This is a genomic window from Streptomyces mobaraensis NBRC 13819 = DSM 40847 (assembly GCF_017916255.1).
Classification (GTDB): Bacteria; Actinomycetota; Actinomycetes; order Streptomycetales; family Streptomycetaceae; genus Streptomyces; species Streptomyces mobaraensis.
In genome coordinates, this window is sequence record NZ_CP072827.1 from 2939673 (window position 1) to 2951704 (window position 12032).

Here is a 12032-nt window from a genome sequence, read left to right on the forward strand (position 1 = left end):
GCCACGAGACAAACCTTTTTCCGATCTCCCCTACCGGATGAGGTGAAAGATTGGCATCAAACCGGACATCCGGTTGACATGGCGCCGCGGATGCCGGTCTCCTTGTCAGCATGCTCGCGACCGCACCCTCCCCGACGTCCGCCCGGACGTCCGTCCCGGGGATCCCCGGCCTGACCCGTTCCTACGGGTCGCGCTGTGCCGTTCAGGCGCGCTGTCGCTGTTCCAGCTGTTGATGCCGCAGAGCTCCGGCTGACGCCTTCCCTTTCCTCTTTTCCCGAGGTTTCTTCGAGGCTTCTTCGAGGTCTCCCCGGTCCCGTCACCGCAGTCCCGTCCGTGCTCCGCCGCGGCGTCCGCGTCGTCGTCGGCCACCGGACGCGTCCCCGTACAGCCCGGCCGGTCCTCCGTACCGGCCGCCGCGCCGTACGCGTGACCGTCCGTACCCCACCGCCCTCCGGCCCCGCGCCTCCCGCCACCCGTCGAGGAACCCCTCTCATGAACAGCGACGTCCAGATCGCCGGCGACCCGCTCGCCCTCCCCCACCTCATGCCGCCGCCCGCCGCCCACCCCTCCACCGTCGCCGAGTTCGCCGGGCTGGCCCGGAGCATCGCCGCCGACCGTGCGGCGTGGTCCCGGCTGGTCCGCTTCGACGCCGGCAGCCGCTGGTACCACCGGCTGCGTACCGGCCCCGGCTACGAGGTGTGGCTGCTGAGCTGGGTGCCCGGCCAGGGCAGCGGACTGCACGACCACGGGCGCTCCTCCGGCGTCCTCACCGTTCTCCACGGCACGCTGACCGAACTGCACGAGACGTCCGGGACCACCGTCCGGCGCCGGCTCCGCGCCGGCGACCAGCGGGTCTTCGCCCCCGGCTACGCCCACGAGGTCGTCAACGAGTCCCTCGAACCGGCCGTCAGCCTCCACGTCTACTCCCCCGGCCTCACCGAGATGCCACAGCACCGCCCGCTCCGCGCCGCGGCGGGCCGCCCGGCCGCCGCGCCCGTCCGGTGACACCCCTCGTACCACCCCTCGGAGGCGCCGGCCGGGGCTGACAGACTGGCCCGCATGCAGCGCATTGTGGTTCTGGCCGGCGGGATCGGGGGCGCCCGCTTCCTCCGCGGCCTGACATCAGCAGCCCCGGACGCGGACATCACCGTCATCGGCAACACCGGTGACGACATCCACCTCTTCGGCCTCAAGGTATGTCCCGACCTCGACACGGTGATGTACACGCTCGGCGGCGGCATCCATGAGGAGCAGGGGTGGGGCCGCGCCGACGAGAGCTTCGCCGTGAAGGAAGAACTGGCCGCCTACGGCGTCGGCCCCGAGTGGTTCGGGCTGGGCGACCGCGACTTCGCCACGCACATCGTCCGTACGCAGATGCTCGCCGCGGGCTACCCGCTCAGCGCCGTCACCGAGGCGCTGTGCGAGCGGTGGAAGCCGGGCGTCCGGCTGCTGCCGATGAGCGACGACCGCGTCGAGACGCACGTGATGATCGACGACCCGGACGGCGCCGAGGGCGCTCGCAAGGCCGTGCACTTCCAGGAGTACTGGGTGCGGCTGCGGGCCCAGGTGCCCGCACACGCGATCATCCCCGTCGGCGCGGAGCAGGCGAAGCCGGCGCCCGGTGTGCTGGAGGCGATCGGCGCGGCCGACGTCATCCTCTTCCCGCCGTCCAACCCGGTCGTCAGCGTCGGCACCATCCTCGCCGTGCCCGGGGTCCGGGAGGCCGTCGCCGCCGCCGGCGCGCCGGTCGTCGGACTCTCGCCGATCGTCGGCGACGCGCCGGTGCGCGGCATGGCCGACAAGGTGCTGGCGGCCGTCGGCGTCGAGTCCACGGCCTCGGCGGTCGCCCGGCACTACGGCCCCGACCTGATCGACGGCTGGCTGGTCGACACCGTCGACGCGGCGCGGACCGCCGAGGTGGAGGCCGCCGGCATCCGCTGCCGGGCCGTCCCGCTGATGATGACGGACGTCCCGGCCACCGCGCGGATGGCCGCCGAGGCCCTGGCCCTGGCCGAGGAGGTGCGCGCGTGACCGAAGCCCCCGCCTACCGGGTCTGGGCCCTGCCCGGCCTGCCGGAGGTCCGGCCCGGCGACGACCTGGTCAAACTCGTCGCCGCGGCGGCCACCGCCGAGGGAATGCCCGGGCTGGCCGACGGCGACGTCCTGCTCGTCACCTCGAAGATCGTCAGCAAGGCCGAGGGGCGCGTCGCCGAGGCGCCCGACCGCGAGGCGGCGATCGACGCCGAGACCGTCCGGCTGGTCGCCCGGCGCGGCATGCTGCGCATCGTCGAGAACCGGCTCGGCCTCGTCATGGCCGCCGCGGGCGTCGACGCCTCCAACACCCCCGAGGGCACCATCCTGCTGCTGCCCGAGGATCCCGACGCCTCCGCCCGCGCGCTGCGCGCCGGGCTCCGGGACACACTCGGCGTGGACGTCGGCGTGATCGTCACCGACACCGCCGGGCGGCCCTGGCGCGCCGGCCTGACGGACATGGCGATCGGCGCGGCCGGGGTGCGCGTCCTGGACGACCTGCGCGGTGGCACCGACGCGCACGGCAATCCGCTCACGGCCACCGTCGTCGCCACGGCCGACGAACTCGCCGCCGCCGGCGACCTGGTGAAGGGCAAGGCGGCCGGACTCCCGGTGGCGGTCGTCCGCGGCCTGCCGCACGTCGTGTCCGACGCCGGGGACGCGGCGGGCGCCCGGAAGCTGATCCGCTCGGGCCCGGACGACATGTTCCGGCTGGGCACCTCCGAGGCCGTCCGGGAGGCGGTCCGACTGCGGCGCACCGTACGGGAGTTCACGGACGACCCGGTGGACCCGGGCGCGGTCCGCCGCGCGGTCGCCGCCGCCCTCACCGCTCCCGCGCCGCACCACACCACCCCCTGGCGCTTCGTCCTCCTGGAGTCCGAGGAGTCCCGGCTGCGGCTGCTCGACGCCATGCGCGACGCCTGGATCGCCGACCTGCGGGCCGACGGGCGCTCCGAGGAGAGCGTCGCCCGGCGGATCCGCCGCGGCGATCTGCTGCGCAACGCGCCGTATCTGGTGGTGCCGTGTCTGGTCATGGACGGCTCCCATGCGTATCCGGACGCGCGGCGGGCCGCGGCCGAGCGGGAGATGTTCGTCGTCGCCATGGGTGCCGGTGTGCAGAACTTCCTGGTGGCGCTGGCGGGTGAGCGGCTCGGGTCCGCGTGGGTGTCCTCCACGATGTTCTGCCGGGACGTCGTCCGGGACGTCCTGGACCTTCCGGACGACTGGGATCCGATGGGGGCGGTGGCGGTGGGGCGGCCGGCGGTGGTGCCTCGGGAGCGGCCGGAGCGGTTGGCTGACGCGTATGTGACGGTGCGTTAGCGCTGCGCTCGGCCCTTTCGCGCCCTTGCCCGGCCCGTCCGTCCGGCGTTCGAGGGCGACGCCCGCCCTCACCCGGCCCATCCGGCGTTCGAGGACAGCGCGCGCTCCCACCCAGCCCGTCCGGCGTTTGAGGACAGCGCGCGCAGCGTGCTGCGGGGGTGCGGGGGCTTGCCCCCGCGGAAACGGTGAAAGGGCGGGGCTGGGGCTGCTCCCCCTGGCAGCGTCCGGGAGGGCGGGCCGGTGGATGGACCGGTGAGTGGGGGGATGATGCCCCGGTCCCGCCCTTTCACCGTTTCTCGCAGGGGCTCCGCCCCTGCACCCCCGAGCGCGCCTGCGGCACGCGTCCTCAAACGCCGGACGGGCTGGTGGGGCGGGCTGCCTCGTAGGGTGCGGCGGCGCTACAGGTGCCTGATGTCGTTCACCGAGAAGCGCGGCGCCCGGCGTTCCGGGCGGATGCCGGTGAGGAGGATGAGGCGGCAGGCGCGGTGGCGCTGGCCGGTGTAGGGGGCGAGGAGTTCGAGCATGCGCGCGTCGTCGGTGCCCCGGGCGCCGGTGAGCGCGTAGCCGATGGTCTTCGGCAGGTGCAGGTCCCCGACCGTCACCGCGTCCGGAGCGCCGTTGCTGCGCTGGAGGGTTTCCGCCGCCGTCCAGGGGCCGACGCCGGGGACGAGCCGGAGGCGGGCCGCGGCGCGTTCGGCGTCCATCGCCGCGGCCTCCTCCAGGCGGGCGGCGACACGGGCCGCCTGGACGACGGTCGCCGAGCGCTTGCCGTCGACACCGGCCCGGTGCCACTCCCAGGAGGGCAGGAGGGCCCAGGCGCGGGCGTCGGGCATGACGCGCATGCGGCCGGCGGGCCCGTCGGCCGGGCCCGGCGCGGGCTCGCCGTGCCGCTGGAGGAGCAGCCGCCAGGCGCGGTACGCCTCGTCGCTGGTGACCTTCTGCTCCAGGATGGAGGGGATCAGCGACTCCAGCACCAGCCCGGTGCGGGCCAGCCGCAGGCCGGGGTGGCGGCGGTGCGCCTCGTGCAGGAGGCGGTGGCGCGGGGCGAACGCGGTGGGGTCGTCGTCCGCGCCCAGGAGCGCGGGGAGGGTGTCCAGGAGCCAGTCCGCGCCGGGGCCCCACGCCTCGGCGCGCACCTCGCCCGCGCGCGCGGCGATCCGGATCGTGCCCGGGCCCTCGGGGGTGCGGCTGGCGCGCCAGACGGCGCCGTCGGGGGCCACGCGATACGCGGGGTCGCCGGGGCCGCGCGCCAGGACGCCGAGGGTGCGTCCCAGGTCGAGGGGGCCCGGCGGGGCCCAGGTGCGGGTGGCCATCCGGCCAGGGTAACGCCGTCCGGGTGCGGCCTACTGGTCCGACGAGAAGCGCACGGCGCCGCGCGGGATGCGCGCGTCGCACCACACCCGGGCGCCCGTCCGGAACTCGTTGTCGGAGCCGATCTCCGCGTGGTCGCCGACGACCGCGCCGTCCAGGACCGTACGCGCCCCGACGCGCGCCCCCGCGCCCACGAGGGAGTCGCGGACGGAGGCACCGGCCTCGATGACGGCGCCGTCGAGGACCGTGCTGCCGTCGACCCGGGCGCCGGGTTCGACGCGGGCGCCGGCGCCGATCACCGTGCCGCCCATGAGCTTGGCGTCGGGGGCGACCTCGGCGGTGGGCAGGACCAGCCGCTCGCCGCAGCGGCCGGGGACCGCCGGGGAGGGGGCGCGGCCGAGGACGAGGTCGGCGGAGCCGCGGACGAACGCCTGCGGGGTGCCCAGGTCCAGCCAGTAGGTGGAGTCGACCATGCCGTGCAGGTGGGCGCCGTCGGCCAGCAGGCCGGGGAAGGTCTCGCGCTCGACGGAGACCGGGCGGCCGGCCGGGATGGTGTCGATCACGGACCGGTTGAAGACGTAGGCGCCGGCGTTGATCTGGTCGGTGACGATCTCCTCGGGCGTCTGCGGCTTCTCCAGGAAGGCGGTGACGCGCCCGTCGGCGTCGGTGGGGACGAGCCCGTACGCCCTCGGGTCGGTCACCCGGGTGAGGTGGAGGGAGACGTCCGCGCCCGCCGTGCGGTGGGTGGAGATCAGGGCCTCGATGTCGAGGCCCGTGAGGATGTCGCCGTTGAAGATGAGGACGGGGTCGTCGGGACCCGAGTGCAGCCGGTGGGCGACATTGCGGATGGCGCCGCCGGTGCCCAGGGGCTCGACCTCGGTGACGTACTCCAGGTGCAGGCCGAGCGCCGAGCCGTCGCCGAAGTACGGCTCGAAGACCTCGGCCAGGTAGGAGGTGGCGAGCACGATGTGCTCGATGCCCGCCGCCCGGGCCCGGGCCAGCTGGTGGGTGAGGAAGGGCACCCCCGCCGCCGGGACCATGGGTTTGGGCGTGTGCACGGTGAGCGGACGCAGCCGGGTCCCCTTGCCGCCGACCAGGAGGATCGCTTCTCGTGGAGGCGGCTGATGCGGTTCAGTCAACGTGTTCGTCTCTGCTTCCTGGTGGGGCCGGGCCGTGAACGGCGGCCAGTGTATGCAGACCGCACCGGCCCGCCGGACGGTGCGCCTCCGAATACGGCGGTCAGCGGCGGTACGGCGGTCAGCGGCCCTGGAGCCGGGCCGCGGTGCTGCGGGCGGTGCCGAGCTTGGCGTAGAGGCGGTCGCCGGGGCACTCGGTGGAGTAGCCGTCGCGGTGACCGGAGATGACCTTGAGTTTGACCTTCGCCCCCTTCTTGAAGAGGTTCCCGCCGGCCGACACCAGGGTCGTGGTGCCGCGGGGGTTGGCGTTGTACAGGCCGAGCTTCCAGGCGGTGAGGGCGGCCACGGCGTTCACCGCGGCCTTGGCCGGGCTGGTGGTCCCATAGGTGCCGAGCACCGCGATCCCCATGCTGTTCGTGTTGAAACCGAGAGTATGGGCGCCCTTGACGGGCTTCGCCACCCCGCCTGCCCGGCCCTCGTAGACGGTGCCGCACTTGTCGATGAGGAAGTTGTAGCCGATGTCCCGCCAGCCGCTGCTGACGACGTGATAGCGGTAGATACCTCGGATGACGGAGGGGGACTGGGCGCAGGTGTACCCGTTGCCGGAGGCGGTGTGGTGCACGAAGGCCGCCTTCACCTTCTTGGTATAGACGAAGCCCCGTTCGCGCATCGACTCGTCGGCCCCCCAGCCGGCCCGGGTGACGATGCGGGGCCGCGGGCCGGCGTGTCCGGCGTAGACGGCGCCGGTGTCGGTGTCGTCGTCGGCGGCCGCGTCCGCGGGGCCGTTCTCGCCGTTCACACCGGCCTCGCTGGTCTCACCGGACTCGCCGCTCGTATCGGCGCTCGTGCCCGCGCTCGCACCCGTGCTCGCGTCCGACGCGTCACCGGGGTCCGTGCCCTCGGATCCCTGTCCCTCCGCCGCCGAGGCGTCCTCCTCCGCCCCGAACCGGTCGCCCGTACCGCCCGTGCCACCGGTGCCGTCCCGGCCGTCCCGGCCGTCCCGCGTAGTGGTGGAGGCGCTCACGCTCGCACCCGGCGCGACCGCCGTGAGCGTCGCGACCTCCTCGGCGGTGGGCCGGTGGGTGGCGGCGGGGATCTCGTGGGCGCCCAGCGGGGCGAGCGGGGCGTTGGCCGCGGAGGTGGCGCGTTCCTCGTCGTCGGGGGCGGGCGCCGCCGCGCGGGAGCGCTGCCGGGCGGCGGGCGCCGAGCCGGGGTCGACGAGTTCGGCGCGCAGTCCGCGCGGCAGCGTGGCGGAGCCCGCCGGGCGCCCGGCGGCGGCCCCCGGCCGGACCCGCACCTCGATGGCGTCCGAGGCCCCGACCCACAGCGGCGCCGTGGCCCCGCGCAGGCCGGAGCGGGCCTCGGAGCCGTCCGCGTCGGGCCGGTCGTGGTCCTGGACCTGGACGTCCTGCCACCCGGACCAGGTCCGCGCGCCCACGGCCCGGGTACGGACCTGGGCCCGGCCGCGGAGTTCGGCCCCCGCGTCGTCCCAGACGATGCCGACCATGGAGAACGGTTTCACCCGCTGGGGCCGCAGGCCCCGGATGCCGGTCCCGGCCGACTCCGCCTGGGCCCTGCCGGGCGTGGCGGCCCCGCCGCCTTCCGCGGTCGGCAGCGGGACGAGGGGCAGCGAGTACGTCGCGCCGGGGATCTTCGCCGGGACGGCGGCGGGGGCCCGCACCGGCGCCGCGCCGGGGGCCTTCGGCGGGGCGGCGGCCGGGCGGGCGGGCGCGGAGACCGCACCGGGCGCGCCGAGGACGGGGAGGGTCAAGGTGGCGGCACAGGCGGTGACCGCCGAGGTGACGAGGAATCCACGCATGACACAGATCCTGCTCATATCCGGACAAACATGTCCATTCCTGTCCATTCATTCCGTGACGGCCTGTCGGCCCACGACGGCCCGCGCACCGCGCCCGTCCGACTGACCGTCACGCCCCGCCCGGCGTACCCTTCCGGGGATGAACGCCACCGACCGCACCCCCGCCGACCTGCTGCGTTCCGCTCTCGCCGCGGACCCGACGCGCCCGCTCGTGACCTTCTACGACGACGCCACCGGCGAACGCGTGGAACTGTCCGTGGCCACCTTCGCCAATTGGGTGGCCAAGACCGCCAATCTGCTCCAGGGCGAGCTCGCCGCCGAGCCCGGCGACCGCCTCGCGCTCCTCCTCCCCGCCCACTGGCAGACCGCCGTCTGGCTGGTCGCCTGCTCCTCCGTCGGGGTGGTGGCCGAGGTGGGCGGCGACCCGGCCTCGGCCGACCTCGTGGTGAGCGGCCCGGACCGGCTGGAGGAGGCGCGCGCCTGCTCCGGGGAGCGCGTGGCACTCGCCCTCCGCCCACTGGGCGGCCGCTTCCCACAGCCGCCGCAGGGCTTCCTCGATTACGCCGTCGAGGTCCCCGGCCAGGGCGACCGCTTCGCCCCGTACGCCCCGGTGGACCCTCATGCCCCGGCGCTCGTCGTGGACGGGCGGGAGCTGACGGGTGCGCAGGTGGTCGAACGGGCGCGCGAGGACGCGGCGGGGCGCGGGCTGGAGCCCGGCGCGCGGCTGCTCTCCGGGCTGCCGTACGACACCTGGGACGGCCTCGCCGCCGGCCTCTACGCCCCACTGGCCGCGGGCGCCTCGGTGGTGCTCTGCCGTCACCTCGGTGAACTCTCCGAGGAGGCCCTGACGCAGCGCCGGGCGAGCGAACGCGTCACCGTGACGGCCCTCTGACGGCCCTCTGGCGCTGCCGGGCCGCGACTCCGGGGCGATGATCGACGGGTAGGCACCCCGAGACCCGCTCCGGAGGGAGTCGCGCACCCGTGGCCCACAGCTCAGGCGCACCTCTCCGGCCGTCCGGTCCGTCCGATCCCGGCGCGGACGGCGGTTCCCGCACGCCGCGGCGGCGCCGTTGGGTGCGCCGGCTGCTGCTGGGGCTGGTGGTGCTGCTGGTGGCGATGACGGTGCTGACCTGGGTGCTCTACGAGCGCCTCGACGGCAACATCACCACGGACACCCGCACGGCGGACGAGCTGGCGCAGTACGAGCGGGAGCGCCCCACCGCCCTGGTCTCGGGCGCCCAGAACATCCTGATCATCGGCTCCGACACCCGTGGCGGCGCCGAGAACGGCAAGTACGGCACGGACAGCGGCACCCAGCGCTCGGACACCACGATCCTGCTGCACCTCGCCGCCGACCGGAGGAGCGCGACGGCCGTCAGCATGCCGCGCGATCTGATGGCGAAGATCCCGAGTTGCCGTAAACCGGACGGAAGTTACACCAACGAGCATTTCGCCCAGTTCAACTGGGCCTTCGAGGACGCCGGGGCCGCCTGCACCATCCGCACCCTGGAGAACATCACCCACGTCCGCGTCGACCACCACATCATCGTGGACTTCGCCAGCTTCAAACGGCTGGTGGACGCGGTCGACGGGGTCGAGGTCTGTCTGAAGAAGCCGATGGACGACCCCGACGCCCGGCTGAAGCTGCCCGCCGGCCGGCAGGTGCTGCACGGCGAGGCGGCCCTCGGCTACGTCCGCGCCCGGCACAGCCTCGGCGACGGCAGCGACACCGAACGCATGGGGCGTCAGCAGGCGTTCCTGGGGGCCCTGTTCCAGGAGATGCGCAGCGACGGGGTGCTCCTCAACCCCACCCGCCTCTACCCCGTGCTCGACGCGGCGACGAAGTCCCTCACCACGGACGCCGGGCTGGACTCGCTCCGCAAGATGTACGACCTGGTGCGCACGGTACGCAACATCCCCGCCGAGCACGTCCAGTTCCTGACCGTGCCGCGCCGCCCGTACCAGTACAACGCCGACCGCGACGAGTTGGTGCAGCCGGACGCGGACCGGCTCTTCGAGCTGCTGCGGTACGACCGGCCGGTGCCCGTCACCGCCCATGTCCGCCCGGCCGACGGCAAGAACGCCGACGGCGGGAGCGCCGCCGGCAGACGCCCCGCGCCGCCCCGCGAACCGGACCCCACCGAGGCCCCCGCGGAGGTCCCTCCCACCGGTTCCGCGAGCCCGTCGCCCACCGCTCCCCCCACCTACGAGGGCACCACGGCCGCCCGCGGCATCTGCGGTTGACGGCACCGGGGGTACGATCGGACTTTTCGCCCCGGCGAAAGCGTCGGGGCGGCACTCCGGCGAAGAGATGGGGCGGATTGCCCAGTTGTAGGGGTGCGTGATTTGTCACTGACGTCGCTAGCCGCTGAACTGGGCGGATAGTGTGAGCGGTCCGGTGCGCACGGCCGGTGATCGCGCACTGCAAGACGACATGACCGAGCGCCTCGGGGGTAGGCGCCGCGTGGCACCGACGGAGGACTCAAGCGACCGTGGACGCGCAAGGCCGTGGGCGGGCGGACGGCATCGACCCCGCCGACCAGTGGGTGTTCGACCCCAAGACCGGCAGCTACGAGCTGCGCCTCGACCCCTCCGACACGTCGGGTCCCTCCTCTGACCATGTCTCCCCCGCCGGTGCGCGGTCCAATCCCGTCGGCGGCAATCCGCCGGGTGGCGCCCCCGGCGCGCGGAAGAAGCCCGTGCCGGGCGCGCGGAGCGGCGGGCGGCCCCTTCCCGAGCAGCGCGGTGGGCGGCGGTCGGGCAAGGCGGCGGCCGGCAGGGCCGCCGGCGGCGGTGCCGCCGCGAACGCCGCCGCGGGCCGCCGCAAGGCGAAGCCGAAGAAGAGCACGAAGAAGAAGGTCCTGCTGTGGACCGGCGGCACCCTGGCGTTCCTGCTGGTGGGCGGCTCGCTGGGCGCGTACCTCCTCTACGAGCACCTCAACGGCAACATCGAGAAGGTCGACGTCGGTGTGGACAACGAGGCCGTCCCCGACGGCCCGGTGAACATCCTGGTGATCGGCACGGACAAGCGCTCGGGCAAGGGCAACACCGGCTACGGCGACGACGGCAGCGTCGGCCACGCCGACACCACGCTCCTCTTCCACGTCGCCGAGGACCGCTCCAACGCGACGGTGATCTCCATCCCGCGCGACATGATCACCGACATTCCCGAGTGCCCCACCAAGAAGGACGGCACCACCCGGAACATCCCCGGCTCCAAGAAGGTGCGCTTCAACGAGAGCCTGGGGCAGGAGGACCGCGACCCCGGCTGCACCTGGCGGACGGTGGAGAAGATCACCGGACTGAAGGTCAGCCACTTCATGATGGCGGACTTCAACGCCGTCAAGTCGCTGTCCTCGGCGGTGGGCGGCGTCGAGGTGTGCGTGGGCAAGGACGTCAACGACCCCAAGTCCCACCTCAAGCTGTCGGCCGGCAAGCACGAGATCGAGGGTGAGCAGGCGCTGGCGTTCGTCCGCACCCGGCACAGCTTCGGCTTCGAGAGCGACCTGGACCGCATCAAGCTCCAGCAGCAGTTCCTGAGTTCGATGATCCGCAAGATGAAGTCGGACGACACCCTCACCAACCCCAAGAAGCTCTACGACCTCAGCAACGCGGCCACCAAGTCGCTGACCGTCGACACGGGCATAGGGTCCATCACCAAGCTCACCAGTCTGGCCAAGGAGCTCAGCAAGGTGAGCCTGAAGAACATCACCTTCACCACGCTGCCGGTCATGGACAACCCCGCCGACGGCAAGATCCGCAAAACGGTCATCATGGACGAGGCCAAGGCCGAGCCGCTGCTCGCCATGGTCCGCGAGGACGTCTCCCTCACCGAGGTGAAGCGCAAGGAGAAGGCCGCCAAGGAGAAGGCCGACGCCGCCGCGAAGGAGAAGGACGCCAAGCAGGCGGCCCTGCTCAAGGGTCCCAAGGCCGAGCCGGCCAAGGTCCGCGTCAAGGTGCTCAACGGCAGCGGGAAGGTGGGCGCCGCCCAGGAGACCGTGACCTGGATGCAGAACGCCAAGGGCATGCCGCACGCCGGCAACGGCGGCAACGCGGGCGCCGGCGGCCAGAAGACCGCCAAGACCACCCTGCAGTTCGCCCCGAACCAGGCCGATCAGGCGCGGGCCCTGGCGGAGGCCATGGGCCTGCCCGCCGACGCCCTCCACCAGACCGACAAGGACGCGGCCCCCCTGGCCGAGATGACCCTCACCCTCGGCGCCGACTTCAAGGGGGCCGGCGTGCCGGTCACCCCGCCGAAGGCCCCGAAGCAGGCCCCCAAGGACATCCAGCGGGTAGAAGCGGACAACCAAATCTGCGCGAAGTGAATCCTGCGAACACACTTGTGCATCTCACTACCCGGTAACAGAGTCACCAGGTACAACGCACCTGCCCTGCGGGCCGTGCGCACCATTCAGG

Annotated in this window: 9 protein-coding genes; 6 read left to right on the forward strand and 3 right to left on the reverse strand. The window is 73.7% G+C overall.

What is annotated here, in order from left to right:
- Positions 1-492 precede the first annotated feature (492 nt).
- The 3 genes from J7W19_RS12330 to J7W19_RS12340 are packed head-to-tail and all read left to right on the forward strand — an operon-like array spanning position 493 to position 3350.
- On the forward strand, positions 493-1005 hold the full coding sequence (locus J7W19_RS12330; protein ID WP_004952385.1) for a cysteine dioxygenase: 513 nt from the start codon (positions 493-495) through the stop codon (positions 1003-1005).
- Positions 1006-1059: 54 nt separating this feature from the next.
- Positions 1060-2031 carry a 2-phospho-L-lactate transferase gene (gene cofD / locus J7W19_RS12335; protein WP_040892062.1) on the forward strand — a complete coding sequence of 324 codons (972 nt, stop codon included), beginning with the start codon at positions 1060-1062 and terminating at the stop codon, positions 2029-2031.
- Positions 2028-3350 carry a coenzyme F420-0:L-glutamate ligase gene (locus J7W19_RS12340; protein WP_004952378.1) on the forward strand — a complete coding sequence of 441 codons (1323 nt, stop codon included), beginning with the start codon at positions 2028-2030 and terminating at the stop codon, positions 3348-3350. Before cofD ends, J7W19_RS12340 begins: the two co-directional genes overlap by 4 nt.
- 398 nt (positions 3351-3748) lie before the next feature.
- On the opposite strand, the gene J7W19_RS12345 is transcribed toward J7W19_RS12340, so the two are convergent.
- The 3 genes from J7W19_RS12345 to J7W19_RS12355 form a co-directional block, all read right to left on the reverse strand.
- Positions 3749-4663, reverse strand: a complete 915-nt coding sequence (locus J7W19_RS12345; protein WP_004952374.1) for a DNA-3-methyladenine glycosylase family protein — start codon at positions 4661-4663, stop codon at positions 3749-3751.
- A 30-nt stretch (positions 4664-4693) separates the two neighbouring features.
- Entirely contained in the window at positions 4694-5800 is a 1107-nt protein-coding gene (gene manB / locus J7W19_RS12350; RefSeq protein ID WP_040892061.1) for a mannose-1-phosphate guanylyltransferase, read from the reverse strand.
- 118 nt (positions 5801-5918) lie between these two features.
- On the reverse strand, positions 5919-7616 hold the full coding sequence (locus tag J7W19_RS12355; RefSeq protein ID WP_004952368.1) for a peptidoglycan recognition protein family protein: 1698 nt from the start codon (positions 7614-7616) through the stop codon (positions 5919-5921).
- Between the two features lie 139 nt (positions 7617-7755).
- Between J7W19_RS12355 and J7W19_RS12360 the strand changes: the two genes are divergently transcribed.
- The 3 genes from J7W19_RS12360 to J7W19_RS12370 all read left to right on the forward strand — a co-directional run bounded on the left by J7W19_RS12360 (position 7756) and on the right by J7W19_RS12370 (position 11941).
- Complete coding sequence (locus tag J7W19_RS12360; RefSeq protein WP_004952365.1) at positions 7756-8508, forward strand: TIGR03089 family protein; 753 nt, start codon at positions 7756-7758, stop codon at positions 8506-8508.
- A gap of 89 nt (positions 8509-8597) precedes the next feature.
- The gene (locus J7W19_RS12365; RefSeq protein WP_233478098.1) at positions 8598-9860 is read left to right on the forward strand and encodes an LCP family protein; all 1263 of its coding nucleotides are present in this window, start codon (positions 8598-8600) and stop codon (positions 9858-9860) included.
- A gap of 248 nt (positions 9861-10108) precedes the next feature.
- Complete coding sequence (locus J7W19_RS12370) at positions 10109-11941, forward strand: LCP family protein (RefSeq protein WP_004952359.1); 1833 nt, start codon at positions 10109-10111, stop codon at positions 11939-11941.
- The last annotated feature ends 91 nt before the right edge of the window (positions 11942-12032 follow it).